Here is a 26,719-nt window from a genome sequence, read left to right as displayed (position 1 = left end):
CTTATACCAAGCCACGCGCAGTAGGAACCAAGAAGAACATCCTCCCAATCAAGAACCTCCACTGACATAAGGAAAAATGAACATTTTTCATTTTAGAAAGAACGTTCGGAGTGTCACTAAGAAGAACAGCAGACAAACCAAGAACCCAAGCCCCTCACCAAGAGGAACGCTGAATCTACCAAGAAAAAGCGGGGGTCTCACCAAGAAGAGAGGGCCGATAGCAAGAAGAGAGGTACCCAAATTAAGAACTACCCCTCGATACCAAGATTAAAGAGTCTAATACCAAGCTCCGCGAAGTAGGAACCAAGGAGAACCTCCTCCCAATCAAGAACCTTGTAATTCTCCCAAAATCCCCAAACAAAAAAGCCTCTACAAAAGAGGCTTTTACCATTCTATTAATCCAACAATCCAACCATCTTCAAGCCATGCTCGATGCCGTCTTCATCAACGGCTTTTGTTACGTAACGGGCTGCGTCCTTTACAACCTGAGGTGCGTTCCCCATCGCTACTCCGTGACCAGCTTCACTTAGCATTTCAAGGTCATTGCGCTCATCTCCAAAGGCATAGACTTGATCCATCGTAAAGCCAAGCTTTTCGATTAAATGTCTAATTCCAATTGCCTTAGAACCCTCAGCGGGAATGACGTCAACAGAGGAAGGGTGCCAGCGTACAAATCGAATGCTATCAAACGCTTCACTATATTCCTGTTCTTCTCCCTCTGTACAGAACAGTAGTGTTTGATAAAGGTCTCTTTCCTTATGGAAGTGTGGGTCATTTTCCGGAGGCAGAAACTTTAAACTATTTAAACTTTCTTCTATAGCAGGGTGGTCTGCAATATTTGAGCGCATCGTTTCATGATTCATATACACAAGGGGATGATTACGTGTAGCGGCGAATTCTGTTAATTTTTCAACAGCCTCAGAGTCTAGCGGATTAGCGTAAATGGTTTCGCCCTTGTAGACTACATATTGTCCGTTAAAGCTAACAAATGAATCAATGCCAAGCTCCTCGCGTAACTCCTTGAAGAAAAATGGAGAGCGCCCAGTAGCGATTGCTACTTCGTGTCCAGCTTGTTGAAGTGCTTGGATCGATCTTTTCGTTGAAGCGGGTAATTCCTTTTCATGGTTGTATAATGTACCATCAATATCAAAGAATATCATTGCCTTTTCCATCGTATCACTCTCTTTATCTACTTTTTTCTTCTCTCACACTCACTTTATTATAGCAGGTTATGCGTGTCAATGTAGGATCAGGAGCAATACTTAAGCTGACGACGCATTCAAAATCATGGTATACTATGACAACAAAACGGGATTGTAAAGGTAAAACGAGGTGATGGTTTGGAGCATAATCATAAAACAGTTCATCATCGTACGTCGATGAGTAAAGAACAGTTGTCGAACCGGTTAAAACGTATTGAAGGACAGGTACGTGGAATTCAAAAGATGGTTGAAGACGATCGGTATTGCGTAGATATTTTAACGCAAATTTCAGCGGTGAATGCGGCGATGAAAAAGGTAAGTCTGCAACTGCTTGAAGATCATTCAAAGCATTGTGTGGCTGATGCCATTAAAGAAGGTAACGGTGATCAAGCGATTGAAGAATTAATGAGCGTCGTCGAACGCTTTTCAAAGTCATAAAGAAAAGGAGCGGACATTCAGTATGTCTGCTCCTTTTTACGTTTAAGGATAACCAATGGATCCATCTTCTGTATGGTAGATCCCAAGTACGGATTGATCTTCATATACAAAGGTTATGGTCCCACCTGGTGCCTGTGCCTTAAGGTCAAGCTGCTCTGTGATCGCTTCTGCCATTTGTAGCAGATGAAATTCTCGCTCTTCATCAGATGGTAGTTTTAAACCGTCTGTTACGACTGCATACACATAGCCCCAATCCTCACCATTCTCAAGTTCAATAGAAAGTAGTTGGTTTTGGAATTGATTCTTAAGTGTTGCAATCTGATCCTGATAATCATCGCTTGTTACTTCTGTATACGATGGATCAGCGATTTCATCAACGCCTTGATCTGTTTCAGTTGTTACTTGCTCATCGTCTACTTCTGTTTCCGCGTCAGCATCAGAAGTTCCTGCAGCAGTCACAGCAGATTCTGTTTCTGTAGAAGTGGTCTCTGTTTCCGTTTCCTCTGTTGACCCTGTCTCGGAGTTTTCGGCATCAGTTGCATTTTCTGTGTCTTGATTTTCTTCTTCTGTTTCAGCATCCATTGTTTCTTCATCTTCATTTTGTTGATCTGTTGATTCTGACTCACTCACTTGTTCAGCGGGTTTGGCTTCTGCAGAGCTTGTCTCAGCAGGTGTTTGACCACATGCGGCGAGTAAGAGTATTGACATGGATATGAGAGTCATCATATATTTCATGCTAAAACCTCCTTTGTCCTTCTTTTATCATACATCAAAAGTCATAGTAAAAATAGATTAGATTCAAAAGGCTAGATGGTAGCGATGGTTTTTCGTTTCTTCCTTAGCTAATCTGTGCGAAACTAGTAAAAAGGTTTAATCAATGGAAGAGCGGTCGAAGTCTCCTGTTTTTCCTCCAGATTTGTGAGTAAGATAGGTTTGACCTATGACCATGCCTTTGTCTAGGGCTTTACACATATCATATACAGTTAGTGCACATACGCTGGCAGCGGTCAATGCCTCCATTTCAACTCCCGTACTTCCTTTTGTTTTAACAGTGACTTGGATTTGCAGCTGAAAGGATGAGTCCTTTTCTATCCATTCAAATTGGATATCTACACCGCTAATTGGTATAGGGTGACACATTGGAATCATGGTTGATGTTTGTTTAGCCGCCATAATACCTGCCACTTGGGCAACTGCTAATACATCTCCTTTTTTCATTTGATTCGAGGTAATACCTTCATAGATGGCTTGATTAACAGTAATGCTAGACTGTGCAATGGCGCATCTTGAGCTTTCTTCTTTAGTTGTTATATCGACCATTTTGGCACGACCTTGATGGTTAAAATGTGTGAATTCAGACATGTTGACTAGACACCTCATTCGTTTTTTGTTTGCAAGTTATTGTATCATAGATAGAATTTATCGTAAGACAGGAGTGAGACATATGGTAGAAAAACGTACACCGATCCCAGTTCATGAAGCCGTTCGTAAGGTGATGAATGTTTCTATAAAGCAACAACATGGAGAAGACGTACATTTGCATGAAGCGTATGGTCGTACGTTAGCTGAAGACTTAGTAGCTACACATCCGGTGCCTCCGTTTGATCGCTCGCCATACGATGGTTTTGCCATTATCTCAAGCGATTCAACAGAGGCTACAAGGGATAACCCTATAACATTTGAAGTGATTGAAACAGTTGGAGCAGGATCTGTTTGTTCAAAAAAAGTCCAATCCCATCAAGCGGTTCGGATTATGACTGGGGCGCAAATGCCAGAGGAATGTGATGCAATTGTGATGCTTGAGTTGGCTCAAGCTTATACAAATGAACAAGGCTCCTTTATGTCGATTAAGCGGAGCTTTCCATCTGGGCATAACATTTCGTACAAGGGTGAAGACGTCACTGAGGGAACAGTTCTGATTGAAAAAGGGACAAGAATTAATCCTGGAACGATTGCTCTACTAGCGACATTTGGTTATGAAAGGGTAAAAGTAGCGAAACGCCCAACAGTTGGTGTGTTTGCAACAGGATCTGAATTATTAGAGCTTGGAGATTCGCTTGAACCCGGTAAGATTCGAAACAGCAATACACATATGCTGCTCGCTCAAATCGAACGAGCTGGTGCGGTTCCCCATTATTTCGGCAGTTTGCCTGATGAATTTGAGCTTTGTTTTGAACAGGTAAAACGTGCAGCGAGTCAGGTTGATATGCTTCTGACTACAGGAGGCGTATCCGTTGGGGATTTTGATCTTCTGCCTGAAGTATATGAAAAGCTTGGGGCGAGCGTTCTGTTCAACAAAATTGCAATGAGACCAGGCAGTGTAACAACGGTAGCCGTTTGGGAGGACACTTTACTCTATGGACTGTCAGGGAATCCATCGGCATGTTATGTAGGATTTGAGTTGTTTGTCCGTCCAATTATTCGAACCATCATGAACGATCCTTTACCACATTTGCCAAAAGTGAAAGCAACCTTAGCAGAGGATGTTCCAAAAGCGAATCCGTTTACGCGATTTGTGCGGAGTACGATCCAGTATCAACGAGATCAAATCCACGTCGCACCAAGTGGCTTTAACAAATCGAGTGCCGTAAGCAGCTTGGCCAAAACGGACGCATTTATGGTGCTGCCTGGAGGAACAAGAGGGTTTAAGACAGGAGATAAGGTTGACGTGCTATTACTTGAAACAGACAGAGGCAGTGAATGGCCGTGGGCATAAAGCCAATCATTATTCAAATCGTTGGATTTAAAAACAGCGGGAAAACCACACTAATGAATCAATTAATACAAGAAGCAGTAAAGCATAAGTTAGAAGTTGGGACGATTAAACATCACGGACATGGAGGTGTACCAGATGCACCTTTAGCCAAAAACGATAGTGAACAACATTTTCAACATGGCGCAACAGTCAGTGCGGTAGAAGGTGCCGGCTCACTTTATCTTCAAGCCACTGTTCCCAAAGGAGATCTAGCTTCTTCGTTACACGTACTTGAAAACTGGCCGCTTGATCTTATTCTTATTGAAGGATATAAGAAGTTGTCTTATCCGAAAATGGTGTTACTCCGAAATCAAGACGATCAATCACTTCTAGATCTAACAAACATTGTGGCCGTCTTAACCGAAGATCAAACGAATGTAAAAATACCCTATCCAAGCTTTTCAAAGGATGAAGCAGCATCATACATACCATGGATTATGGATTACATAAGGAGGCAACGATTACATGACTGAACCATTGTTTTGTGTAACTGATCAAGAATTAAGCATGGAAGCCGTCTCAAACATGGTCGTTGATCGAAACGCTGGTGCTATCGTGACATTTACAGGGACTGTTCGCGAGCTTACATATGGTAGAAAAACAATTTCTTTGCATTACCAAGCGTATGAAGCGATGGCAGAAAAGCAGCTAAAGCGAATTGGAGACGAAATTAAGGAGAGGTGGCCAGATGCAACAACCGCTATCTGGCACCGGACGGGTCATCTTCAAATATCTGATATTGCGGTCGTGATTGCTGTCTCTACACCTCATCGTAAAGACGCCTATTTGGCAAACGAATATGCAATTGAACGCATTAAACAAATTGTCCCAATTTGGAAAAAGGAACAGTGGGAAGATGGAAGTGAATGGATCGGAAATCAGCTTGAAACAGTTTCCGGAGTGCCAAAGGAGGGAAAAGAAGATGATCACCGTTAAATGTTTTGCTAGTATAGAAGAGCAAATAGGTAAGCATAATCTTGAGTTTGATTACGAAAATACGACTGTTTCAAAGATTATTGATTTAATTGAACAAAGGCATGCTATTTCTTTAGAGTCCGTTATGATTGCTGTGAATGAAGAATATGCGAGTCTTGATACAATGGTAAAGCCTGGTGATATCATTGCGTTAATCCCTCCAGTAAGTGGTGGGTAATCATGAGTTCTTTTGATGTAACCTTTGCGGGGGTCGTTTTAGCCGGTGGTGCATCTTCAAGGTTCCATGGTCAAAAAGCTATGGCCCCATTTAATGGTCAACCCTTTTATCAAAGGGCTATATCCATTTTAGAGCCTTCCGTTGATCAAGTGATGATCGTAACGAAGCCTGAACTTAAAGAGAGTTTGCTACTACATGAAACCACCATTGTGATTGAAGATGAAGCTGAATTTGCAGGTTCGGGGCCACTCGCTGGAATCTATTCAGCCATGAATGCTATACAAGCAGAATGGTACGTGGTGCTTGCAGTTGATATGCCGCTTATGAACGCATATACAATCAACCAACTTATTAAATGTACTAAAAATACAAGCTTTCATGCGCATATCCCATTTATAGAGGGACGAATTCAACCACTATCGGCTCTATATCACTCATCGTGCAAAGAGAGCATCTATCATCAACTACAAAACAACCATTACCGCATGTCAGATTTATTTCAAAATGTACAAACAAGGTATTGGTCGGAAGAAGAACTAGTGGTTTCACCCGCAGTTTTTCAAAATGTCAATGATCCATTGACCTATGAGCAATTGCTCCATCAAAGATCGAATAGGTAGGAAGGAGTGAAAGAATGGCTTCTGTAAAAGATACATTAGGACGGCCACTTCGAGATATTCGCATTTCAGTCACGGACCAATGTAACTTTAGGTGTTCTTACTGCATGCCTGCAGAGATCTTTGGACCCGATTATACATTTTTACCCAAGGAAGAGTATTTAACGTTTGATGAGATTGTAAAGGTCGTGGAAGTATCAGCTTCTCTTGGAGTGGAGAAGGTCCGAATCACTGGAGGAGAACCACTTCTTCGCAAGGACTTACCGATTTTAATAGAGAGGCTTAACAAGATATCGGGGATTCATGATGTAGCTCTTACAACAAATGCTGTTTATCTACCTAAACACGCTGAAGCATTAAAAAAAGCAGGTCTAAAACGTGTGAATGTGAGCCTTGATGCCATTGACGAAGATGTTTTTAAGAAAATGAATGGACGATCAGTTGGAATTAAACCAGTTCTAAAAGGAATTAAAGCTGCACAATCAGCAGGACTTGGTGTGAAGGTCAATATGGTGGTTCAAAAAGGCGTGAATGATCACCAAATCGTTCCTATGGCCGCTTACTTTAAAGATAAAAATGTGACGCTTCGTTATATTGAATTCATGGATGTCGGCTGCACAAATGGATGGAAATTCGATTCAGTTGTGACCAAAGCTGAAATTGTTAGTCTGTTAGATTCTCATTTCGGAGTAAAGCCCATCGACGCTGCTTACTATGGTGAAGTCGCTTCGCGTTATGAATTCATAGATGGATCAGGTGAAGTTGGAGTCATTTCATCGGTTTCCCATTCCTTTTGTCAGTCATGCACAAGAGCAAGGGTATCTGTAGACGGAAAGCTCTATACATGTTTGTTTGCGACAAAAGGTCATGATCTTAAAGCATTAGTAAGAGGAACATCAAATGATGAACTGGAACATCTTTTAAAAGAAGTTTGGCAGGCGCGCACGGACCGTTACTCAGATGAGCGAACAGAGCAAGTAGCAGCTAACAGATCTAAAATAGAGATGTCCTATATTGGAGGATAAGTGGAAGGAGTGAAGGAATGTCGGAGCATATTGCTAAACAGCCGGTGACTTGTTGTGTGATTACGGTAAGTGACACTCGTACAGCGGAGACAGATAAGAGTGGCCAAACGATTAAAGACATTCTACAACTTGCTGGTCATCAAGTGATTGACTATCAAATCGTTACAGATGATCGCTCAGCTATTCAAACAGCGATTCATAAAGGGTTAGAGCAATCAGAGACAGAGGCCATTTTGTTAAATGGCGGTACTGGTATTTCCAAACGTGACGTAACATACGAGGTTGTAGAAGCCATATTAGAGAAAGAACTACCTGGCTTTGGAGAGTTATTTCGTTATGTTAGCTATGAATATGATATTGGTCCGGCTGCCATGCTCTCGAGAGCGATTGCCGGGACAGCAAATGATACCGCCCTTTTTTCCATGCCAGGTTCTACAGGTGCCGTAAAGATAGCAATGGAGAAGCTTATTATTCCCCAGCTTAGCCATATCGTAAAAGAGATTCAAAAATAATGTTGGGAGAAATCCTAACTCAAATAAATGTAAGCGTATTCAAAATAGTTTGAGCAGTCATTTTCAAGGGTAAATTAGTAAAAGGTATATTTTACTAAGTAAATGAGTGTAAAAAGGGGTTGTATAGATGTCGAAGCATATTAACATTCAAGTGAATGATCAGTTGATCCAGGCAACAGAGGGACAAACGGTTTTAGAATGTTTGCAGGCAAATGAAGTGGAAGTGCCAACGGTTTGTTATCATCCGAGCCTTGGGGCAATTGAAACATGTGATACATGTATTATTCAAGTAAATGATGAGTATGTGAGATCATGTTCAACGACATTACAGAGCGGAGACAGAGTGCAAACCGAAACAACTGATGTAAAAAAAGCACAAGCGATGGCAATGGACAAAATACTTGTTAATCATGAGTTGTATTGCACCGTATGTGATTTTAATAACGGTGGATGCGAAGTACATAATACTGTTAAAGAAATGAAGATTAATCATCAAAGTGTACCATTTACTGAAAAACCGTATGAAGTAGATCGTTCAAATCCTTTTTATCGTTATGATCCCGATCAATGTATTTTATGTGGCCGTTGTGTAGAAGCCTGTCAGAATGTTCAGGTGACCGAGACCCTCTCTATTGATTGGGAGCGTGAAAAACCAAGAGTGATATGGGATAAGGATTCTCCTATCAATGAATCTTCCTGTGTTTCATGTGGCCACTGTTCAACAGTTTGTCCTTGTAACGCCATGATGGAAACAGGAATGGAGGGTGAAGCTGGATTCTTAACAGCGATCGCTAAGAACACACTTCGTCCAATGATTGAGACAACAAAAAATGTAGAAACAGGGTATGGGTCTATTTTAGCTATTTCCGATATGGAATCAGCAATGCGTGATGAACATATCAAAAAAACGAAAACCGTATGTACATATTGTGGAGTAGGTTGCAGCTTTGACGTGTGGACAAAAGACCGGAAAATATTAAAGGTTGAACCGCAGGTGGAAGCACCGGCTAATGGAATCTCGACCTGTATTAAGGGGAAATTCGGCTGGGACTTTGTGAATAGCGAAGAACGCCTGACGAAGCCCCTGATCCGCGAGGGAGATCATTTCCGTGAAGCTGAGTGGGAAGAAGCGCTTGAGCTGATCCAATCAAAAATGACACATATTAAAGAAGAGCATGGAGCTGAATCCATGGCTTTTATTAGCTCTTCAAAATGCACAAATGAAGAGTCATACCTGATGCAAAAGCTTGCCAGAGGTGTGATAGGTACAAACAACATTGACAATTGCTCGAGGTATTGCCAAACTCCGGCAACAATGGGGCTGTTTAGAACGGTTGGATACGGCGGGGATTCAGGCTCGATAACAGATATTGAGCAGTCTGACCTTGTGCTAGCCATTGGTACGAACACAGCTGAATCTCATCCTGTACTTGCAACTCGAGTAAAACGTTCACAAAAACTCAAAGGTCAAACATTGTTCGTAGCTGACTTACGGAAGCATGAAATGGCAGAACGAGCGGACCTATTTGTTCAACCTGCACCAGGCAGTGATTTGGTCTGGTTATCAGCAATTACAAAATATATCGTTGACCAAGGATGGCAGGATCAAGACTTTTTAGAACAACGTGTGAATCAGCTTGATGAGTACATTAGCCATCTAGAGCCATTCACGCTTGAGTATGCTGAAAAAGTGACAGGCATTTCCCAGGAAACACTCATTCATATGGCGGAGAAAATAGCCAAAGCAAAAACGGTTTGTATCTTATGGGCAATGGGTGTGACGCAGCATCTAGGTGGAAGTGACACAAGTACAGCCATTTCAAACTTGCTGCTAATTACCGGGAACTACGGAAAGCCTGGTGCAGGAAGCTATCCTTTAAGAGGTCACAATAATGTTCAAGGAGCAAGCGATTTTGGAAGTATGCCTGATCGTTTTCCTGGATATGAAAAAGTAACAGATGATGCGGTACGAACAAAGTACGAAAAGAAATGGGGAGTATCGATTCCTCGTGAACCAGGTTTAAACAATCATGAAATGATTGAAGCCGTTCATGATGGCAACTTAAAGATGATGTATTTAAAAGGTGAAGACATGGGTCTGGTGGACTCCAATCTAAACTATGTTCATTCTGCCTTTGAAAAGCTAGACTTCTTTATCGTACAGGACATTTTCCTATCTAAAACAGCGCAATTCGCAGATGTTGTATTACCGGCTAGTCCAAGCCTTGAGAAAGAAGGAACCTTTACTAATACAGAAAGGCGCTTCCAACGATTGTATCAAGCGCTTGAACCAATGGGTGATTCTAAACCAGATTGGCAAATCATCCAACACATCGCCAACTCACTTGGCGCAAAATGGACGTACTCGCATCCAAGTGAAATCATGGAAGAAGCAGCATCACTTGCCCCGTTATTCGCAGGGGTTAACTACGATCGACTAGAGGGCTACAACAGTTTACAATGGCCTGTAGCTGCGGATGGAACGGATCAGCCAGTTTTATTCTTAGACGAATTCCCGTTTCCGGATGGCAAAGCAAAACTGTTCCCGGTTGATTGGACAGAGCCACTTTCTTATGACGAGGAATATGATCTCCATGTGAATAATGGACGTTTACTTGAACATTTCCATGAGGGGAACATGACGTATCGTTCAAAAGGAATCACCTCTAAGACGCCAAACGTATTCTTAGAAGTATCTCCAGAGCTGGCAGAGGAACGAGGCTTAAGTGACGGTACCCTGGTTCGACTTACGAGTCCATATGGACATGTGAAAGTCGAATGCTTAGTGACGGATCGTGTAAAAGGCAAAGAAGTGTACTTGCCTTTAAACGACTCAGGAGAAGGTGCGATTAACTATTTAACAAGCAGCCATGCTGATAAGGATACGGATACACCAGCGTACAAAGAAGTCTCGGCTAAGCTTGAGGTTCTGAGGGAAAAAGGAGTGTCGCCTCTTCCAAGGATTAATCATCGTTATGGAAATCCTAATCCGCAGCGTGGAGTGGAAGTAGAGCGGAAATGGAGAAGGAAGGACTACACTTTTCCTGGAGATGTCTTGAAGAAGGAGTCAAACCAACATGGCTAAAGCAACCACAACCATTAAGCGTAAACCGATTAGTAAAGAAGAGCTAAAAGAGCAGGAAATTAAAGAGATTCAAGATCTTCTTGTTCAACATAAAGATGCCATTCACGAAACGTTTGAGATTGTACAGCATATGCAGGATCGCAGAATCTTGCCTATGCTGACTGCATTATTTAGTGAAGGCGATAAGGTGTTAGAAATTTTAATGAAAACAGTAGATACCCCGGAGACCGCAAGCTCCTTAAAAAATATGCTGCTTATGGCAGGAGTGCTTGGCAGATTAAATGTAGAGCAGCTTGAACCTCTAGTATTAAAACTAAACCAGGGGATCGCTCGTGTAGCTGACTTTGAGAAAAACGGGGAACAACCGAATGCGTTAAGTCTTGCAAAAGCAGTATTGGATCCTGAATTTCGTCAAGCCCTTCATGTAGCCGTTGCGTTTATGAAAGGTGTTGGGGAAGACCAAGACCATAAGGAACGAACCACGAAACGTCCAAAACAACAAGTAAGCGATGAAGAATCGGATCAATCTACTCGATCAAGACAGGGTAAACGTAAATCAGGATCAAGCAGCTGGAAATGGGCAGCGGCTATCGCAGGTTTTTCCATTGCTACACTTGTTTTGAGTACCGCCAAAAAATAATGGTTAGCATGATCGTGTACGAAAGTAGGGTAATTGAATGGAGCCAGAAATTACAGCATCACGAGCTATTGTCCGATATACAAAAGGAAAGCCACAACACGTGAGGGATCTGATTGTATCAGAATATGCGCTTACGATAAAAGTGAACGGGTCGGAGCTTGTGACGATGGTTTGTACTCCCGATCATATAGAAGATCTGGTCGTAGGCTATCTTTTATCTGAGGGATTGATTCGGCGCTATTCTGATATCAAGCGTATGCGAATAGATTGGAAGCAAGGGTTTGCTTATGTTGAATCAGACCGTGTAAACCCATTGTTTTCTGATCTCAAACAAAAGCGCTATGTTACCTCCTGCTGCGGAGGGAGTAGAGAAGGGTTTGTTTTTGCGCAGGATGCGCTCTTAACAAAACAATTAAACAAACAAACCGTCCACCTAAGCCCTGATGATTGTATGGCTTTTATGAATCAGCTTCAGGAGAGTGCTGATACATTTAAACAAACAGGGGGCGTTCATAATACAGCCCTATGTAACACTCAGGGCATGCTTATTAATCGAATGGACATCGGCCGACACAATGCGTTAGATAAGCTATATGGATATTGTGTGAGACATCAGCTACCATTAACAGGAACCTTCTTAGTATTTAGTGGCCGAATCTCTTCAGAAATTTTATTAAAAGCAGCGAAAATCGGATGCGAGGTACTGTTATCAAAATCGGCACCAACTGAAAGAGCCATCGAGCTTGCGGAACAACTAGGAATAACAACCGTTGGATTTATTCGAAACCAGTCATTCAATGTGTATACTTGCCCTGAACGAATCGGATAGCTTAGCTATTCGTTTCGTTCATTTTCTGACAGATACCCTTTCTTCATGAATGGTCGTTTGGTATGATAGCCTTTAAGACTTGTAAGGGTGGTGTGATCTAGATGGAACGTATACACTTAAGTGAAGACAGAAGAAAACCATTAGTAGAATTTGATTCAAGCGCCTTCCTTACGCGTATCTGTCGAACAACAAGCGAAACACGGATTGGATTTATCCAATTAGAATCAAACGGAATCATCGGCTTACACCAAGCAATGGTTCCACAGCTTCTGCTTGTAGTATCAGGCAGTGGAATTGTAGAAAGCGATGGAAAAGAACTCTCGATACAAGTTGGAGATGCCGTTTTTTGGGAATCTGGGGAGTGGCATCAAACACATTCATCACTTGGTATGAGTGCAATTGTGATTGAATCCGAATCTCTTAATCTGAGTCTACTTCGTAAATAGATTGTTGTAGATTTATGTAGATTTATGATATTATCTTTATGTTTAGAAAGTTATCATGTATGATGATTGAATGGTAATAATGAACAATTAACGTTAAATCAATGCGATTGTATGTATTATAGGGTCAGAAGTAAAAAAAGTGAGGTCTAATTATGGAAACAAATACGCGAAAGCAAAGGCGTGGAAAAAAGAAGTCGAGACGAGTCCTGAAAATACTTCTTTTGTTAACGACTTTAGTATTATTTGTCGTCTTAGGTGGAGCAACTTATCTATATGTGAAGGCAATGGGTGCAGAAAAAGAATTCCACGAAACATTAGATCGTGGTGAAAAGTCTGAGCTTCGTACAGAAGCGGTTGACGTTGGGAAGCATAATTTCTCTGTATTGCTACTTGGAGATGATGCACGTCCGGGCGAAGACCATGCTCGAACAGATGCAATTTTAGTTGCTACCTTTAACCGTACGGACCGCTCAATCATCTTAACGAGTATTCCACGTGACTCTTATGTGGAAATTGTTGGGCGGGGCACCCAAGATAAGATTAACCATGCGAATGCCTTTGGTGGAATTGATATGACTGTAGCAACGGTTGAAAATTTCTTAGAGATTCCAATTGATTACTATGCGACAGTTAAATTCGACGGTTTTAAAGATATTGTTGATGCGTTAGACGGAGTGGACGTAGATGTGAAGTACACATTTGATTTCACAGAAGGTGGTAAGACCTTAAACTTCACAGAAGGTCCTACGGAGTTAGATGGTGAACATGCATTGGCATACACAAGAGAACGGAAAAGTGCCAATAGCGGTGGAGACTTTGGTCGTGGACAACGCCAGGCTCAAGTAATGGCAGCGATAATTGATAAAGCTGCATCATTTAAAAGCATTGATAATTTTGGACGTGTATTTGATAGTCTCGGTAATACATTACGGACAGATTTAACATTTGCAAATCTTGTTGCACTTCATGGGTATGCTGGATCGATTTCTGATATTGAGCAGATTCAACTTGAAGGAGAACCGTTTAGAGGAACAGATGGAGTCAGCTATGTACGTGTAGATGAAACGTCACTTGCAAATATACAAAATCAGTTAAAAGAGCACTTAGGATTGCAACAATCTTCAACAGCAGCTCCTCAATAAAACCTAAGCTAAACCCTGTTTCTTTTTAGAAGCAGGGTTTTTCTTGTAGAAAAGAGCTGTCGATTTCCCAATAATCAAGGCGGTCATTTCATGCTACGCTATGACTACCAGGTGAACTGGTCCAATTAAAAGGAGGCGGCTATATGAAAAGAAAAGTAGGAAAGCTTATGGTGGGGCTTGTATGTGTAACAGCTCTAGTAACCGTGACAGATTCTGCATCTGCGGCAGAAGAAAAAGTAAAATACTTAATAGGTTTCGAAGAAGAAGCAGAACTTGAAGCCTTCACTGAGGAAATTGACCAAGTTGGTGTATTTTCTGTTGAAGAACAAAGTGTAGCTGAGGATACGTTAGATATTGATGTAGACATTATTGATGAATATGATTATATTGATGTGTTAGCTGTAGAATTAGATCCTGAGGATGTAGATGCGTTAAGTGAAGAAGCAGGTATCTCATTTATTGAAGAAGACATTGAACTGTCTATTCAACAAACAGTTCCTTGGGGCATTACTCGTGTACAAGCTCCGGCTGTTCATAACCGTGGGATTACAGGTTCTGGAGTAAGAGTAGCTATCCTTGATTCAGGGATTTCAGCCCATAGTGATTTGAATATCCGCGGTGGAGCTAGCTTTGTACCGGGTGAACCAACGACAGCTGATTTAAATGGACATGGTACTCACGTGGCCGGAACAGTAGCAGCTCTAAATAATTCAATTGGTGTCATTGGTGTTGCACCGAATGCTGAATTATATGCTGTTAAAGTACTTGGAGCAAATGGAAGCGGAAGTGTAAGTGGGATTGCTCAAGGTTTAGAGTGGGCGGCAACCAATAACATGCATATTGCGAACATGAGTCTCGGTAGTGATTTTCCTAGCTCTACACTTGAGCGTGCAGTCAACTATGCAACAAGCCGTGATGTACTAGTTATTGCAGCGACTGGTAATAACGGTTCTGGTTCAGTAGGCTATCCTGCTCGTTATGCAAACGCAATGGCTGTAGGAGCGACTGACCAAAACAACAGACGCGCAAACTTTTCTCAGTATGGTACGGGAATTGACATCGTAGCACCTGGTGTTAACGTACAAAGTACGTATCCAGGTAACCGTTACGTGAGTATGAATGGTACATCTATGGCTACTCCACACGTAGCTGGTGCCGCAGCGCTTGTAAAGCAACGCTATCCGTCTTGGAATGCGACTCAAATTCGCAATCATCTGAAAAATACAGCAACAAATCTAGGAAACTCTTCACAATTTGGTAGTGGCCTAGTTAACGCAGAAGCAGCAACACGTTAATACATCTAGTAAAAAGGAGTGGCAAACAGCCACTTCTTTTTTGACGTTTAAGCATATTAAGGAAGGGAAATAAAATTAAAAAAACAACTAATAGGTGATACGTATGATTTCCAAAGAAGAAAAAAATGATTATATTGATATGCAAGCAGGTCGGTTCCGAATCTACTTTCGAAAACGGTATCGACTCATCACAACAGTAAATGATCTATTAATCGGATTCTTTTTTGTAGTGGGTAGTATTTTGAATTTCTTCACGTCCCTCTCCATTATAGGAAACTCCTTATACTTATGCGGGAGTTTACTTCTAGCAAGTCGCCCGGTCCTGCGTATTATGCATGACACCACGTTAAGAGACGAGATGAAGCACTCAAGTAACTACAATCCTACGAAGCGCCAAGGAAACGAAGAACAGGAAACGGCCAGTTCTACTTAAGTAGAGCTGGTTTTCCGCAATTCTATTGACTTATTTATTAAAAAAAGGTATAGTAATAGTGTCGTAAGAACATACATATAGGATCCGTTAGCTCAGCTGGGAGAGCGCCACCTTGACAGGGTGGAGGTCATTGGTTCGAGCCCAATACGGGTCATCATAGTAACTTGATTGATAAATAGCATCTTTCCGTATTGGGAAAGGTGCTATTTTTTATAGATTCTTTAGAAAGAAGTGGCAAGAAAGTGGCACTTTTATAGTATATCGTTACCATTCTCCAAAGGTTTTCCCAAGTAGAGTGTTGTAAAAGTAAATATAATTTACTAGTTGTAGGGATAAGAGCTTATTTCATGACTCTTGCAAGCCTATACATTAATAGATAAACTAATTCTAGTACAATATATTAGAAAAAGAGGGGATAACATGAAACTGAAATTACTTACTATACCATTCTTCGTTAGTTTGTTAGCTTTATCCGCGTGTAGTAACGATCAAAAAACTACTAATCACTCTCCGGTTGATGAGCCTGAGGAAGAGTATAAGTCTGAAACAGAGAACGAAACTGAGCCAGAAACTTCAATTGAGGCTGAAACGACTACTACTACAGATAATACAAATACAGAAGATGAGTCGGAAGTTGAACTTGAAGGCATAGGTGAGGTAAAGGGTTCATATAAACAGGATAAGAGCAAAGTATATATTTACGATAATGGAAGTGAAAGAACGAATATTTCGTATGTCTCTCAATGGGAGCAGGACTCTGAATGGGAAGTTTGGACAAATGGAGAAACTGAATTTTTGCATAGGGAAGATGAAGAGGGGGTCTATACTGGCTGGCCAAACTCTAACTATGAAATAGATATTTTGTATCCCATCACTCTAGAGCAAGAATGGGAGTTTGGTTATGAGGGAGATGGAACAAGGAAAGTTACTAGTGTTAATGACACTGTACAAACAGGGGCGGGAACGTTTTCTAATGTGATAACAATAGAAACGGATTATGGATTTATGGGTTATTATGCTGAAGGCGTTGGTTTAATTAAATCTGAACAGGACGGTAGTGTTGTTAGCGAACTTATTGAATTAGAGGAAAGCTAACATAAATAGTTGTACTCATTCATTTTAATATAAAAAGAGGAAGCCCCAAAGCTTCCTCTTTTTCTGCTTATTTCCTACTCGCAACCTTCTCTTTCACTTCAGCAATTCGCTTCATTTTATTATCCCAGCATGCTTGGCTCAGATCGACTGGGTATTCTTCTGGCATATGCAGTCGCTTATACTCATCCCATAGAAGCTCGAGGTTTGTTTCTACATATGATCGAATTTCGGCTAAATTTGGTACGTTGTAGACACAAACGCCATTCTCAAATATAGGTTGATGCAGCTCGATGGCTTCAAAGGTGCGGATCGCTTTTTTTACGTAGGTATGAACTGGATGGAACATAATGAGCGTGTCCTCTGAATTAGGCTCTTCTGAGTCCATCGCAATATAGTCGCCCTCAGACTTACGTGTGAGAGTATTGATAATGCGGAACACTCGCTTTAGACCAGGTGTGGATACTTTTTCTGGATTGGCACTAATTTTAATGGTGTCAACCATTTCGCCATCTTCTTCAATGGATACAAGCTTATATACAGCACCAAGTGCAGGTTGGTCATAGGCTGTTATAAGCTTTGTGCCAATTCCCCAAATATTAATCTCAGCACCTTGTGACTTTAGGTTCATGATTGTTTTTTCGTCAAGGTCGTTTGATGCAGCAATCTTTGTATTGTGATAGCCCGCATCATCTAGCATTTTTCTCGCCTTTTTGGAGAGGTAGGCGAGATCGCCGCTATCTAGACGGATGGCCTTGAATGTAATATGATCTTTTTCTTCATCGGCTACTTTAATCGCATTTGGAACACCGGACTTTAATGTATCGTAGGTGTCTACTAAAAATGTACAATCTCTGTGAGAGGCTGCATATTTTTTAAAGGCCGTGTACTCATCTCTATACGCTTGTACCAGGGAATGAGCATGTGTCCCAGCAACAGGGATACCAAATTTTTTGCCGGCCCGAACGTTTGAGGTTGCATCAAAGCCAGCAAGATATGCGGCTCTTGTCCCCCAGATGGCTGCGTCCATTTCTTGGGCGCGGCGTGTTCCGAACTCCATTGCAATGTCGCTACCAATCAATTGTTTGATTCTGGCCGCTTTGGTGGCAATTAACGTTTGGTAATTCACAATGTTTAACAGCGGTGTTTCAATTAATTGTGCTTGAATAAGTGGGGCTTCGATCCGCAAAATCGGCTCGTTGCCAAACACTAACTCGCCTTCTTTCATTCCTTTTACTGTACCAGTGAATGTCAGGTTAGCTAGAAAATCTAGGTATGCTTCTTCATATCCTAATTCACGAAGATACTCAATGTCGCTCTTAGTAAATTTAAATTGATTTAAGAATTCAATGACTCGTTCAAGTCCGGCAAAAATGGCGTATCCATTTCCAAATGGAAGCTTACGAAAGTAAAGCTCAAATACCGCTTTTTTCTCTTCAAGACCATCCTTCCAATAGGTCTGAGCCATGTTAATTTGATATAAATCTGTGTGTAGCATGAAGCTATCGTCAGCATATGAAGTGCTCATGAATGAAACCTCCTAAAATTCTCATCTATAAAATGGTCGCGCCAAGTGATCCTTTAAAATGTTCGAGAGCCCATGTATGGCCTGCAGGATTAAAGCTTGCAACAGCATTCTCATGAATCACAATCTTAAACCCCTTGTTGTACGCATCTACTGCTGTATGCAGAATACAAATATCCGTACATACACCTACTAAGTGAAGCTCTGTAATCTGTCGTTCGCGTAACTTCTGTTCCAAATTCGTACCGGCAAAAGCACTATATCTTGTTTTATCCATCCAATATACATTGTCTTCATGTTTAGTTGATTGATACACATCATTTAGTTCACCGTAAAGCTCTCGTCCTTTTGTTCCTTCGATGTTATGAGGAGGAAAAAGTGAAGACTCAGGATGTAATGGATCATTCTCTTTATGTAAATCAACAGCAAATACAACATAGTTATTCCTGTTAATAAATTCATTTGTAATCTTAACAATGTACTGTTCAATCTCCTGACCAGGCTTTCCGCAAGTCAGTAATCCATCTGTATCCACAAAATCAAATGTATAATCGATGTTTAGCAAGGCTTTCATTGGTATCCCTCCACATTAATATTTGGCCGTATAAATCGGTTTTAACACATCCATTTCAACAAAGGTGTAGAGCTGGGTTGGCGTTTTTGATGTGCGCTGTGTTGTTTGACCAGGAACTGCACAAAGAAAAGGCAGTGATTTGATCTTTCGGATAAATGCTTGATTGCTTGCAATCGCAGGGTCATCTGTCACGGTGAGAAGAACCGCCTGTAATTCAGAAAAAGTAAACGTATCTGGCAAAAACTCTTTAGCTACTGTCGTTTGTAATAAATCGGCTTTTATTTGCTGAATGGCTGCCTGAATTATCTCATCATGGTCAAAAGCTAATTTGGATTCCTGAGAGAGCTTTTGTAGTTGATCCATTGAAAAAAGCTGTACCTCGGCCGCATCGTCATTTGCCTTTCGCATGGAGACTTTGTTTTCTGAAACAATCGCGTAGTGTGCATTTGAGATAATCCAGCCTCTTGGATCACGTCCAGGTTGATCATATACCCCAAAATGCTTTAAATGAATGTCTTGAATGTTTGTTTCCTCATGAAGTTCACGTTGTGCCGCTTCGAAAGCCGTCTCTGATTCTTGAACAAAGCCACCAGGTAAAGCCCATTTATTCGCTTCAATGTTTGGATCTCCCTCTGCATTCAGAGCGGCCCGTTGAATTAACATAAGGGCAAGCTCCATCTTAGGTGGCTTATATGCTCGTTGCTCCGTTGCTACAATGGTGAATACAGCAATATCGGATGTATATCCATCAGGAGTTCTGTACTTATTGCTATCGTATTGCTTAAGAGCTTGATCATTTGTAGACATTCCAACCTCCTGCAAGAAATTCTATTAACAATTTGTTAATTGTAATTAGTATATATCATCCATCTACTTAAAAGCAAGCAAGAAATCTTTAATCTTTTTTTAAAACATAAAAAACCCGATCAGTAATAAGCTGAATCGGGACTGTTTCCATTATCCAATTTGTTTTTGCTGAAACGGTTCGTTTTCGCTTGTTTTTCTTTTTAAGGTGAATAAACACTTCTCTTTTATCCATAGGGCACTATGATAGATAGGTCGGAAAAGAAAAATCGGAAGAACAATGCATAAAATAATCGTTCCCATATAATAAAGCGGACTCATATAATAATCTGTCCAACCAGCTAATGCGACACCCTTTAAAACAAGAAGTTCAACAAAGATATGCAAGGTGTAAATAGCTAAAGAATAGGAAGAAAGCTTTGTTAGTATGGTCCCCTTGCCTATATTCGGATACTGAACACATAATGTACCTAGTGAGAAGGCGAATAAAGGCAGTAAGATCCAGGCTAATCCCAGTTGGTAATAATAATTCGCAACATAAGCCCCTGCAAAAAGAAGCGTGTAAAACCATGGAGCACGATAGCTTATTTTATCTTTGGTATAGCTTAATGTGTAACCAAGTACTACATAAAGAAAACCAAATGCAAAGCTTTTATATTGAAACAGCTGAATCGATTCAAAGTATCCTATATTCTCAAGACCGTATAGTGCAACGGCTATTGCAAAAATACCTAATGGGTGAATACGCAGGCGAAGCAACCCATACAGAAAAAGAGCCGAATAAAGTAATAAAACAAGAAAATAAAGCTGAAAGGATCCAATTGATCCATTCAAAACATTTAATGCGCTCCACTGATTCAGTTGGGTTCGAATAGCTTCTGTTATAGATTCATTTAAAACGTATGCACTTGATGCTTCAACAGCTACTCTTGCCACCATATAGAAAAGTGAGAACACTATAAAATAGGAGAGTATCTTCTTCCCGTAGGTTAAGAGATAAGATGGCCCTTGTTCTGTGCTTTTACGAAAGATAATGAATCCAGCAGCCATTAAAAAGAAAGGGCTCCCGATATCAAGAAGATATCGATAGCTATAGTAATTGGCCCAAGTCGCGATGCCGTAACTTGAGATCTGGGAGGTAATGTGTACGGTAACGACGAAGATGGCACAGATGAACCTAAAGACATCAATGGAGTGATAGTAGGTTTTGGTACCGCTCATGATCATCCACATCCTCTAGCTGACTTATTTATACTGATCGTAAACGAATGTTCATATACAATTAATCATGAAGTGGTTAAAAGCTAAAAACAAGGTGGTTTCAGTGAAGAATTTGTAAAGGAAGGTAGTGGCAAGATGTTCAATATTCGACCATTAACCGAGCAAGATGCTTACGAGTACCGAAAAATTCGATTAGAAGCGTTAAAGAATGCACCAGAAGCATTTGCAACAAGCTACGAAGAAGAAGAGCATGTACCTGTTGAAATGGTCCAATTACGTTTAAAGGCGGAGGGAGCGATCACATTTGGACTGTTCCACTTTGAAGAGTTTGTAGCAGTTGGGACTTTGCTGTTTGAACAAAAACAAAAGCTAAGTCATCGAGCTACGTTTGTCGCTATGTATGTCAATCCCGAGCACCAAGGAAAAGGAATGGGGAGGGAGTTACTTACGTACGCCATCAAGTGTGCTAGATCAAACGAAGAGATTGACCAGATCTACCTAACTGTTGTCTCAACAAATAATCGAGCGAAGAAGTTATATGAATCGCTGGGATTTAAGTGTTATGGCGTAGATAAGAGGGCTTTGAAACTAGCTAATGGAATGTATTTAGATGAGGCTTTGATGGTATTAGAATTGAAGGGGATTATAGATGAAGAAGTATCGAGTAACGAAGTATGATCCAGCGAATCGTGATCCATACGGAATATATATAGACCAAGAAGATTGGACTTCTTACAGTGATATAGGGAGAGAACAAGGTAAGCATGGTCTACTAACTGAAGAAGAATATCTACACGTTGAGCAACTTTACATAGAAGCCATTGTTCGATTTATGAAAATACATTCGATTGAATCTCTTCGTGTAACAAAGCTTGAAAAATCATATGATGTTGTTGAACGCTTTGACTCACTTACAACACCGGAGATGAAGAAGCTATTTACAATTGTTAAAAATGGAGATCAGTTGTCCATTTCTGAAATTGAGTCGTTCACCAAATTAATTTTGCGAGAACTGTTATGGGCTCAGTTAGAGTTGGAAGACCTTATGATTGTATCCTTTGGCTTTGATTATTATATGTACTTATACTCAGATGAACCCGTTCACTCGTTTAAACGTAGGATTGAGAGTAAAGGATTATATGTTGAACAAATGCCCGATGATGTAGAAGAAGATGAGTAACTAGTATGAATAGAAACATAAAGTAAAGCACCCTTTACGTAAAGGGTGCTTTACTTTATAATCGCAGGTAGGAGGCTGGTGTATGAAAAACTCAATTAAAGAGCTACGAAAAAAGCACTTATGGTCTCAGGAAGCATTAGCACAAAAGCTAGGTGTTTCTAGACAAACGATCATTTCCATTGAAAAAGGAAAGTACCATCCTTCGTTACCGCTTGCGATTCAACTGGCTAGGTGTTTCCATACAACCGTAGAGGAAGTGTTCCATCTTGATGAAGAGGAGGAGACAAAATGAATGATGTAAAAACGTATCGCGTGTTTTTCATCTTTTCTGCTATTTTCTTTACAATTATAGGAGGAGGCTTAATTGTTTTAAGTATAATGGTAGATTACCAACTAAGTGGACATGAGTTTTTAACGCTTTCTATGGCTGTTGTTTGTGCGGTGCAGGCTTATTTAGTTCCTCAATTTATAATAAATGACGAGCGAGTGAAACTCATTAAACAAAAGGCGATGTTCACAGGCTACTTTTTTATCATGGGCTATTCTGTGATCTTTATGATTCTACTTAACACGGGTATCATACAGCTCACTGCTCAACAACTACTCGGCATTTTTACTGCCTTAATCGTAAGTACAGTATTTCTTTTATTTGTATTTTTTTCAAAACGTTATTAATCTTTAAAAAAGGGTATTGGAACTAAAAATGTTTCATACGTTTACATATTAAATCATCTGAAGGGATTTGATTCGTTGGATTTCTTAGTTCCTATCTGTTTAGCTATTATTCTCGTTGGAAGCGTATCTGTTGTTGCTTGGATGCTTAGTCAGAAAGATCTACCTCTTATTACAAAATTTATACCGATCTTAATTATGGAATTTGCTGCGATTGGGTTTATCTATTATGGCTTTATCGTCCAGGAAGATATCACAAACCCATATACGATCCTCGGGTTCACCATGATTTTCTTAGCTGTCATTCCGTTAATGATCATTTTATTACCACACTCGAAAAACATGAACAAAAAGGGAAGAGATTTCAACTGAAATCTCTTTTTTGAATGAGGTTCATCTATTCATTAACGAGGAGTGAGGTCTGATGAAAAAGTTATGTCTAATAATCTTACTCGGGGTCCTTTTATCTGCTTGTGGCAGTGCTGATCTTGATGATCGTTACTTTAGTGGAGAATCAGAAAGTTGGACTGGGGAGATTTTTCTTAAGTTAAAACCAACGACAGAGCCAACCTTTGAAAACGCAAATGTAGAGCTAACATATCGTGGAGAAGGCGAAAAGCCCGATACGATAGAAGTAAGGACTATAAAACAATACAATATACCTGAAACAGTTGGTGATGTTTCACCAAACGATGATGGCATTTATTATAAAAGGTATGGTAACTACGGATTAGAGGGTGCCAATGCGAATGGAGGAAACTTTGGGTTAATGATTACTTGAAACGAGGGAGAAGAGACAATGTATTTTGAGGAAGAGCTTAAGTAGTTATATTTGAATGATTTCAATCTTTATGTAAAGGAATGATGATATGAAGAAGATGTTCTATTATAATTGGCAGGTTCGAGACGAATGGTTTGAATGGTGTAAGCAAATGTCTTCAGACCAATTAAAGATGGAGCTAGGTGGCGGTGCTGGCAGTATATTGTACACCCTGTTTCATATAGTTGAAGTGGAGCACAGTTGGATACGAGGGATTCAAGGTAAAGAAGATATTGTTTATGAATTTAAGGATTATGCAACGCTGGAGAAGCTTATTTCTTTATCCGGAGATTTGCGTAAGGAAAATGAGTATTTTCTAAACCAACCCTTTGACTCCTACAAGGATAAACAGATCATCGTACCATGGGAGAATGTACCTTATTCAGGAGACGATATCCTTCATCACATCATTGTTCATGAGATTCATCACATGGGGCAACTATCTATCTGGGCAAGACAGCTAGGGATGACTCCAGTGGCTTCACATTTTGTAGGACGAGCTTTAAATACATATATTCGTAACGATTGATGAAATCTAAAAGAATGTGTAACAAAATAAGATAGCGTTTATTTTTTTGATCAAAAGGTAGCCATTAAATAAGACATTTGTTAGGAGGAGTTCAAGATGAAGAAGAAATGGTTAGCGATTGTTCCAGCGGTTGCGCTTGTAACAGCACCACTTCCACTACAAAACGTGTCCGCTTCCGATGAACAAATCGTTCAAGAATCAGAGTTACCTGAAGAGTTATTGCCGGTGCTTGATATTGCAGCCGAGCACCAACCAACGTTAAAACTAGGCAGCATAGACAGCGCAGGGAATGAGGTTGCATTTGTTCAGTACACCCTTAATCAAGTAGGATTCGAAACTCATGTTGATGGGATGTTTGGCCCAAATACAGAAGAGCAAATTAAAGCCTTTCAAGCCGATCGTGGATTAGCTTCTGATGGTATAGTCGGTGTGAATACGTGGATGTCATTTATGTCTGAATATTCGAATGTGACATTTCCTTTAGAAACCGCGATTCAGTATGCAGAAGAAGCATTAGATAATGATGATCTCGTTTTTAGTGGAGATGGAGTGATACATGAGGATTCAGAAGGGAATCATTTCTATTCACTCAGAGCTCAAAGTCAAAGTCTAATTGATGGTGGCGGTTCTGGAACAGTAGGGTTTTACAATGTTTATAAGAATGGTGATGTGATTGAGGCTGATCCAGTTTCATAGAATGTAGATAAGGACTACGAAAGAGCCTGGGAATAAAGTCAAAATAATCGAGAAAATGGCGAATGATTCAATGAGCGAATCATTCGCCATACGTTTTTAATAGTATAAAATAAGCGAGGGATTCTCATGTAGCAAAATTGTTGCTATGTTCGTGTTTTCATAAGGGTTTTACTGTTATGTCCCAACCTCTTAATGTGACTAAAGGAAGAAGCCTATCTCTAAATGTAACGATAGTTTAATTATGCCTCTTAACCTACATCTTAACAGGTGCTTGAATACCAAGAAGACTTAATGATTCTTTTAAAACAATAGAGACCGCATAACAAAAGGAAAGCTTACTACTTAGTTTGTCTTCGTCATCAACGAGGATTTTCGTATGTGCATAGTACTTATTAAAGGCTCGTGCAAGCTGTAAGCTATATTTAGCAACTTGAGAAGGATCTGCTTGTTCAAAGGCTTGCTCCACAACGCGCGGAAATTGATCGATTAACGAAATGACTTGCCATTCGTAATCATCAGTAAATTGAAGGGGATGACCCGGAGCATAATCATAGTTTCCTTTTTTAAGTAATGTGGAGATCCTAGCAAACGTATATTGGACATATGGACCTGTGTCTCCTTCAAAACTCATCATGTGGTCGAGAGAGAACTCGACATCATGTGTACGGAGATTTTTTAAATCATGGAAGATGACAGCGCCGACACCAACTTGTTTGGCGACCGTCTCTAAATCTTCTTGTGTTTCATGTTTACCTCGCATTGTTTCTTTTGCTAGTTGTATGGCCTCTACCAACACTTCTGCTAAGAGCACGACTTTGCCTTGACGTGTAGACATTTTTGAGCCGTCTTTTAGCATCATGCCAAAACCGATATGCTGCATGTGATCAGCCCACTCATACCCCATCTGTTTTAACACAGAGAATAATTGTTGAAAGTGTAGCGATTGTTCATTGCCAACAACATAAAATGCTTTTGAGGCGTAAAATGTTTGTTGACGGTATATGGCAGCGGCTAAATCTCTGGTTGCGTACAGGGTTGCTCCGTCTTTTTTTGTGATTAAGCAAGGTGGCATTGAATCAAGCTCAACAACATAAGCCCCCTCTGAGAGAGTAAGTAGCTTTTTGCTTTCAAGCTCAGAAACAACTGCCTTCATTTTGTCATTGTAGAAGGCTTCACCTAACTCATAATCAAACGAGATATCTAACAAGTCGTATACTTCCTTAAACTCCTTTAACGATTCCTCCTTAAACCATTTCCATAAGTCTAATGCCTCATGATCTCCATCTTCTAACGCTTTAAAGGCAGCACGAGCTTGATTATTTAATGTGTCATTCTTTTTTGCCTCTGCATGAAAGTGAACATATAATTCAAGCAGCTGCTTAATAGGCTCTTGTTCAACAAGCTTACGGCTTCCCCATAACTTGTAGGCTACAATTAGCTTGCCAAACTGTGTGCCCCAATCACCCAAATGATTAACTCGCACAACCTGGTATCCATTCTTCTCAGAGATTTTAGCTAATGAGTTCCCAATAACCGTTGAACGCAGATGACCCATGGAAAAAGGTTTGGCGATATTAGGTGACGAATAATCAATGACAATCCTCTCATTTTTGGCAGGCATTGAACCATATCCTTCTTTGGCATTAAGTACGTCTTTGAGGATGTGGGAGGAGGCAATCTCTCGTTTCACAAAAAGATTAAGGTACCCACCTTTCACTTCAACACGATCAATCCATGAGTCATGTAGTTTGTCTTTCAGTTCAGACGCAATGGATGCAGGTGATTTCTTAACGTATTTCGCCAAAGTAAAGCAGGGAAAAGCGACATCTCCTAAGTGCGGGTGTTTAGGTGTTTCAAGTAAATCAAGAACATCTTCCACTTGATAGTTTTTATTATCTAATGCTTTTGTTATAACTGTTGCAATGTGTAATTGGATCATTGTTTTCTCCTTTCAACATAAAAAAGCTCCCGTCTCTAATAATAGAGACGAGAGCATTGCTTCCCGTGGTACCACTCTAGTTGCCATCAATTGAT

32 protein-coding genes, 1 tRNA gene and 1 other annotated feature (1 of these 34 running past the window's edge) are annotated in these 26,719 nt (G+C 40.4%); of the genes, 25 read left to right on the top strand and 8 right to left on the bottom strand.

Annotation, left to right across the window (positions count from 1 at the left end; translation table 11 throughout):
• Window positions 1-395: 395 nt before the first annotated feature.
• Complete coding sequence (locus JNO66_RS06885; RefSeq protein WP_203087445.1) at window positions 396-1,172, bottom strand: Cof-type HAD-IIB family hydrolase; 777 nt, start codon at window positions 1,170-1,172, stop codon at window positions 396-398.
• Window positions 1,173-1,340: 168 nt separating this feature from the next.
• Here JNO66_RS06885 and JNO66_RS06880 point away from each other — a divergent pair, with 168 nt between their 5' ends.
• Window positions 1,341-1,640 (top strand): metal-sensing transcriptional repressor, encoded by a 300-nt coding sequence (locus JNO66_RS06880; RefSeq protein ID WP_203087444.1) that lies wholly within the window; start codon window positions 1,341-1,343, stop codon window positions 1,638-1,640.
• 42 nt (window positions 1,641-1,682) lie between these two features.
• Here JNO66_RS06880 and JNO66_RS06875 read toward each other — a convergent pair whose 3' ends face one another.
• Together JNO66_RS06875 and moaC are read right to left on the bottom strand one after the other, a co-directional pair.
• Entirely contained in the window at window positions 1,683-2,375 is a 693-nt protein-coding gene (locus JNO66_RS06875) for a hypothetical protein (protein ID WP_203087443.1), read from the bottom strand.
• Window positions 2,376-2,510: 135 nt separating this feature from the next.
• On the bottom strand, window positions 2,511-3,002 hold the full coding sequence (gene moaC / locus JNO66_RS06870) for a cyclic pyranopterin monophosphate synthase MoaC (protein ID WP_203087442.1): 492 nt from the start codon (window positions 3,000-3,002) through the stop codon (window positions 2,511-2,513).
• An 82-nt stretch (window positions 3,003-3,084) separates the two neighbouring features.
• Here moaC and JNO66_RS06865 point away from each other — a divergent pair, with 82 nt between their 5' ends.
• The 16 genes from JNO66_RS06865 to JNO66_RS06790 all read left to right on the top strand — a co-directional run bounded on the left by JNO66_RS06865 (window position 3,085) and on the right by JNO66_RS06790 (window position 16,667).
• Window positions 3,085-4,356, top strand: a complete 1,272-nt coding sequence (locus JNO66_RS06865) for a molybdopterin molybdotransferase MoeA (protein ID WP_203087441.1) — start codon at window positions 3,085-3,087, stop codon at window positions 4,354-4,356.
• The gene (gene mobB, locus JNO66_RS06860) at window positions 4,341-4,868 is read left to right on the top strand and encodes a molybdopterin-guanine dinucleotide biosynthesis protein B (protein ID WP_203087440.1); all 528 of its coding nucleotides are present in this window, start codon (window positions 4,341-4,343) and stop codon (window positions 4,866-4,868) included. Before JNO66_RS06865 ends, mobB begins: the two co-directional genes overlap by 16 nt.
• The gene (locus tag JNO66_RS06855) at window positions 4,861-5,331 is read left to right on the top strand and encodes a molybdenum cofactor biosynthesis protein MoaE (protein WP_203087439.1); all 471 of its coding nucleotides are present in this window, start codon (window positions 4,861-4,863) and stop codon (window positions 5,329-5,331) included. The genes mobB and JNO66_RS06855 overlap by 8 nt, the downstream gene beginning before the upstream one ends.
• Complete coding sequence (locus JNO66_RS06850; protein ID WP_203087438.1) at window positions 5,318-5,548, top strand: MoaD/ThiS family protein; 231 nt, start codon at window positions 5,318-5,320, stop codon at window positions 5,546-5,548. The genes JNO66_RS06855 and JNO66_RS06850 overlap by 14 nt, the downstream gene beginning before the upstream one ends.
• Before the next feature lie 2 nt (window positions 5,549-5,550).
• A complete protein-coding gene (locus tag JNO66_RS06845) occupies window positions 5,551-6,168 on the top strand; it encodes a molybdenum cofactor guanylyltransferase (RefSeq protein WP_203087437.1) in 618 nt (205 codons plus the stop codon).
• Between the two features lie 14 nt (window positions 6,169-6,182).
• Complete coding sequence (gene moaA, locus JNO66_RS06840; protein WP_203087436.1) at window positions 6,183-7,190, top strand: GTP 3',8-cyclase MoaA; 1,008 nt, start codon at window positions 6,183-6,185, stop codon at window positions 7,188-7,190.
• Between the two features lie 17 nt (window positions 7,191-7,207).
• Entirely contained in the window at window positions 7,208-7,702 is a 495-nt protein-coding gene (locus JNO66_RS06835) for a MogA/MoaB family molybdenum cofactor biosynthesis protein (protein ID WP_203087435.1), read from the top strand.
• Between the two features lie 127 nt (window positions 7,703-7,829).
• Window positions 7,830-10,787, top strand: a complete 2,958-nt coding sequence (gene fdhF / locus JNO66_RS06830) for a formate dehydrogenase subunit alpha (protein ID WP_203087434.1) — start codon at window positions 7,830-7,832, stop codon at window positions 10,785-10,787.
• On the top strand, window positions 10,780-11,427 hold the full coding sequence (locus JNO66_RS06825) for a helical membrane plugin domain-containing protein (protein ID WP_203087433.1): 648 nt from the start codon (window positions 10,780-10,782) through the stop codon (window positions 11,425-11,427). Before fdhF ends, JNO66_RS06825 begins: the two co-directional genes overlap by 8 nt.
• 37 nt (window positions 11,428-11,464) lie before the next feature.
• Window positions 11,465-12,256: a formate dehydrogenase accessory sulfurtransferase FdhD gene (gene fdhD, locus JNO66_RS06820; protein WP_203087432.1), complete on the top strand. Its 792-nt coding sequence runs from the start codon at window positions 11,465-11,467 to the stop codon at window positions 12,254-12,256.
• Between the two features lie 101 nt (window positions 12,257-12,357).
• On the top strand, window positions 12,358-12,702 hold the full coding sequence (locus JNO66_RS06815; protein WP_203087431.1) for a cupin domain-containing protein: 345 nt from the start codon (window positions 12,358-12,360) through the stop codon (window positions 12,700-12,702).
• Window positions 12,703-12,854: 152 nt separating this feature from the next.
• On the top strand, window positions 12,855-13,844 hold the full coding sequence (locus JNO66_RS06810) for an LCP family glycopolymer transferase (RefSeq protein WP_203087430.1): 990 nt from the start codon (window positions 12,855-12,857) through the stop codon (window positions 13,842-13,844).
• A 143-nt stretch (window positions 13,845-13,987) separates the two neighbouring features.
• Window positions 13,988-15,139, top strand: coding sequence for a S8 family peptidase (locus tag JNO66_RS06805; RefSeq protein ID WP_203087429.1), 1,152 nt, complete (start codon window positions 13,988-13,990; stop codon window positions 15,137-15,139).
• Window positions 15,140-15,242: 103 nt separating this feature from the next.
• Window positions 15,243-15,572 carry a YrhK family protein gene (locus JNO66_RS06800; protein WP_203087428.1) on the top strand — a complete coding sequence of 110 codons (330 nt, stop codon included), beginning with the start codon at window positions 15,243-15,245 and terminating at the stop codon, window positions 15,570-15,572.
• 81 nt (window positions 15,573-15,653) lie between these two features.
• Window positions 15,654-15,726, top strand: a tRNA-Val gene (locus JNO66_RS06795).
• Between the two features lie 266 nt (window positions 15,727-15,992).
• A complete protein-coding gene (locus tag JNO66_RS06790) occupies window positions 15,993-16,667 on the top strand; it encodes a hypothetical protein (protein WP_203087427.1) in 675 nt (224 codons plus the stop codon).
• Window positions 16,668-16,734: 67 nt separating this feature from the next.
• On the opposite strand, the gene JNO66_RS06785 is transcribed toward JNO66_RS06790, so the two are convergent.
• From JNO66_RS06785 to JNO66_RS06770, 4 genes are all read right to left on the bottom strand, one after another.
• Window positions 16,735-18,192: a nicotinate phosphoribosyltransferase gene (locus tag JNO66_RS06785; protein ID WP_203087426.1), complete on the bottom strand. Its 1,458-nt coding sequence runs from the start codon at window positions 18,190-18,192 to the stop codon at window positions 16,735-16,737.
• A 25-nt stretch (window positions 18,193-18,217) separates the two neighbouring features.
• Window positions 18,218-18,763, bottom strand: coding sequence for a cysteine hydrolase family protein (locus tag JNO66_RS06780; protein WP_203087425.1), 546 nt, complete (start codon window positions 18,761-18,763; stop codon window positions 18,218-18,220).
• Window positions 18,764-18,778: 15 nt separating this feature from the next.
• Complete coding sequence (locus tag JNO66_RS06775; RefSeq protein ID WP_203087424.1) at window positions 18,779-19,570, bottom strand: NUDIX domain-containing protein; 792 nt, start codon at window positions 19,568-19,570, stop codon at window positions 18,779-18,781.
• A 150-nt stretch (window positions 19,571-19,720) separates the two neighbouring features.
• Window positions 19,721-20,788, bottom strand: coding sequence for an acyltransferase family protein (locus JNO66_RS06770; protein WP_203087423.1), 1,068 nt, complete (start codon window positions 20,786-20,788; stop codon window positions 19,721-19,723).
• A 135-nt stretch (window positions 20,789-20,923) separates the two neighbouring features.
• Here JNO66_RS06770 and JNO66_RS06765 point away from each other — a divergent pair, with 135 nt between their 5' ends.
• The 8 genes from JNO66_RS06765 (at window position 20,924) to JNO66_RS06730 (ending at window position 24,685) form a co-directional block, all read left to right on the top strand.
• A complete protein-coding gene (locus JNO66_RS06765) occupies window positions 20,924-21,466 on the top strand; it encodes a GNAT family N-acetyltransferase (protein WP_203087422.1) in 543 nt (180 codons plus the stop codon).
• A complete protein-coding gene (locus JNO66_RS06760; RefSeq protein WP_203087421.1) occupies window positions 21,438-21,968 on the top strand; it encodes a hypothetical protein in 531 nt (176 codons plus the stop codon). Before JNO66_RS06765 ends, JNO66_RS06760 begins: the two co-directional genes overlap by 29 nt.
• Before the next feature lie 82 nt (window positions 21,969-22,050).
• Window positions 22,051-22,260: a helix-turn-helix transcriptional regulator gene (locus JNO66_RS06755; RefSeq protein WP_203087420.1), complete on the top strand. Its 210-nt coding sequence runs from the start codon at window positions 22,051-22,053 to the stop codon at window positions 22,258-22,260.
• Window positions 22,257-22,643: a permease gene (locus tag JNO66_RS06750; protein ID WP_203087419.1), complete on the top strand. Its 387-nt coding sequence runs from the start codon at window positions 22,257-22,259 to the stop codon at window positions 22,641-22,643. Before JNO66_RS06755 ends, JNO66_RS06750 begins: the two co-directional genes overlap by 4 nt.
• A gap of 75 nt (window positions 22,644-22,718) precedes the next feature.
• Entirely contained in the window at window positions 22,719-23,012 is a 294-nt protein-coding gene (locus JNO66_RS06745) for a hypothetical protein (RefSeq protein ID WP_203087418.1), read from the top strand.
• 52 nt (window positions 23,013-23,064) lie between these two features.
• Window positions 23,065-23,421 carry a hypothetical protein gene (locus JNO66_RS06740; protein WP_203087417.1) on the top strand — a complete coding sequence of 119 codons (357 nt, stop codon included), beginning with the start codon at window positions 23,065-23,067 and terminating at the stop codon, window positions 23,419-23,421.
• Between the two features lie 88 nt (window positions 23,422-23,509).
• Entirely contained in the window at window positions 23,510-23,989 is a 480-nt protein-coding gene (locus JNO66_RS06735; protein WP_203087416.1) for a DinB family protein, read from the top strand.
• A gap of 96 nt (window positions 23,990-24,085) precedes the next feature.
• Window positions 24,086-24,685 carry a peptidoglycan-binding domain-containing protein gene (locus JNO66_RS06730; RefSeq protein WP_203087415.1) on the top strand — a complete coding sequence of 200 codons (600 nt, stop codon included), beginning with the start codon at window positions 24,086-24,088 and terminating at the stop codon, window positions 24,683-24,685.
• A gap of 253 nt (window positions 24,686-24,938) precedes the next feature.
• Here the strand turns inward: JNO66_RS06730 and argS are convergent, their stop codons facing one another.
• Window positions 24,939-26,624, bottom strand: a complete 1,686-nt coding sequence (gene argS / locus JNO66_RS06725; protein WP_203087414.1) for an arginine--tRNA ligase — start codon at window positions 26,622-26,624, stop codon at window positions 24,939-24,941.
• Window positions 26,625-26,664: 40 nt separating this feature from the next.
• Window positions 26,665-26,719: a binding site (T-box leader), on the bottom strand (it continues 166 nt past the right edge of the window).

Origin of the sequence: Alkalicoccobacillus gibsonii, assembly GCF_016798245.1 — a bacterium.
Lineage (GTDB): Bacteria > Bacillota > Bacilli > Bacillales > Bacillaceae_D > Alkalicoccobacillus > Alkalicoccobacillus gibsonii.
The sequence above is the reverse complement of the archived record's forward strand: the minus strand, read 5'-3'. Positions and strand labels throughout refer to the sequence as shown.

Coding starts and splice junctions, on each gene's coding strand:
- JNO66_RS06785 (WP_203087426.1), bottom strand. CDS start 18,192: ATGAGCACTTCATATGCTGACGATAGCTTCATGCTACACACAGATTTA.
- moaA (WP_203087436.1), top strand. CDS start 6,183: ATGGCTTCTGTAAAAGATACATTAGGACGGCCACTTCGAGATATTCGC.
- argS (WP_203087414.1), bottom strand. CDS start 26,624: ATGATCCAATTACACATTGCAACAGTTATAACAAAAGCATTAGATAAT.
- JNO66_RS06825 (WP_203087433.1), top strand. CDS start 10,780: ATGGCTAAAGCAACCACAACCATTAAGCGTAAACCGATTAGTAAAGAA.
- mobB (WP_203087440.1), top strand. CDS start 4,341: ATGGCCGTGGGCATAAAGCCAATCATTATTCAAATCGTTGGATTTAAA.
- JNO66_RS06780 (WP_203087425.1), bottom strand. CDS start 18,763: ATGAAAGCCTTGCTAAACATCGATTATACATTTGATTTTGTGGATACA.
- moaC (WP_203087442.1), bottom strand. CDS start 3,002: ATGTCTGAATTCACACATTTTAACCATCAAGGTCGTGCCAAAATGGTC.
- JNO66_RS06740 (WP_203087417.1), top strand. CDS start 23,065: ATGAAAAAGTTATGTCTAATAATCTTACTCGGGGTCCTTTTATCTGCT.
- JNO66_RS06760 (WP_203087421.1), top strand. CDS start 21,438: ATGAAGAAGTATCGAGTAACGAAGTATGATCCAGCGAATCGTGATCCA.
- JNO66_RS06765 (WP_203087422.1), top strand. CDS start 20,924: ATGTTCAATATTCGACCATTAACCGAGCAAGATGCTTACGAGTACCGA.
- JNO66_RS06835 (WP_203087435.1), top strand. CDS start 7,208: ATGTCGGAGCATATTGCTAAACAGCCGGTGACTTGTTGTGTGATTACG.
- fdhD (WP_203087432.1), top strand. CDS start 11,465: ATGGAGCCAGAAATTACAGCATCACGAGCTATTGTCCGATATACAAAA.
- JNO66_RS06850 (WP_203087438.1), top strand. CDS start 5,318: ATGATCACCGTTAAATGTTTTGCTAGTATAGAAGAGCAAATAGGTAAG.
- JNO66_RS06800 (WP_203087428.1), top strand. CDS start 15,243: ATGATTTCCAAAGAAGAAAAAAATGATTATATTGATATGCAAGCAGGT.
- JNO66_RS06790 (WP_203087427.1), top strand. CDS start 15,993: ATGAAACTGAAATTACTTACTATACCATTCTTCGTTAGTTTGTTAGCT.
- JNO66_RS06770 (WP_203087423.1), bottom strand. CDS start 20,788: ATGAGCGGTACCAAAACCTACTATCACTCCATTGATGTCTTTAGGTTC.
- JNO66_RS06845 (WP_203087437.1), top strand. CDS start 5,551: ATGAGTTCTTTTGATGTAACCTTTGCGGGGGTCGTTTTAGCCGGTGGT.
- JNO66_RS06805 (WP_203087429.1), top strand. CDS start 13,988: ATGAAAAGAAAAGTAGGAAAGCTTATGGTGGGGCTTGTATGTGTAACA.
- fdhF (WP_203087434.1), top strand. CDS start 7,830: ATGTCGAAGCATATTAACATTCAAGTGAATGATCAGTTGATCCAGGCA.
- JNO66_RS06750 (WP_203087419.1), top strand. CDS start 22,257: ATGAATGATGTAAAAACGTATCGCGTGTTTTTCATCTTTTCTGCTATT.
- JNO66_RS06875 (WP_203087443.1), bottom strand. CDS start 2,375: ATGAAATATATGATGACTCTCATATCCATGTCAATACTCTTACTCGCC.
- JNO66_RS06735 (WP_203087416.1), top strand. CDS start 23,510: ATGAAGAAGATGTTCTATTATAATTGGCAGGTTCGAGACGAATGGTTT.
- JNO66_RS06815 (WP_203087431.1), top strand. CDS start 12,358: ATGGAACGTATACACTTAAGTGAAGACAGAAGAAAACCATTAGTAGAA.
- JNO66_RS06865 (WP_203087441.1), top strand. CDS start 3,085: ATGGTAGAAAAACGTACACCGATCCCAGTTCATGAAGCCGTTCGTAAG.
- JNO66_RS06730 (WP_203087415.1), top strand. CDS start 24,086: ATGAAGAAGAAATGGTTAGCGATTGTTCCAGCGGTTGCGCTTGTAACA.
- JNO66_RS06810 (WP_203087430.1), top strand. CDS start 12,855: ATGGAAACAAATACGCGAAAGCAAAGGCGTGGAAAAAAGAAGTCGAGA.
- JNO66_RS06755 (WP_203087420.1), top strand. CDS start 22,051: ATGAAAAACTCAATTAAAGAGCTACGAAAAAAGCACTTATGGTCTCAG.
- JNO66_RS06885 (WP_203087445.1), bottom strand. CDS start 1,172: ATGGAAAAGGCAATGATATTCTTTGATATTGATGGTACATTATACAAC.
- JNO66_RS06855 (WP_203087439.1), top strand. CDS start 4,861: ATGACTGAACCATTGTTTTGTGTAACTGATCAAGAATTAAGCATGGAA.
- JNO66_RS06775 (WP_203087424.1), bottom strand. CDS start 19,570: ATGTCTACAAATGATCAAGCTCTTAAGCAATACGATAGCAATAAGTAC.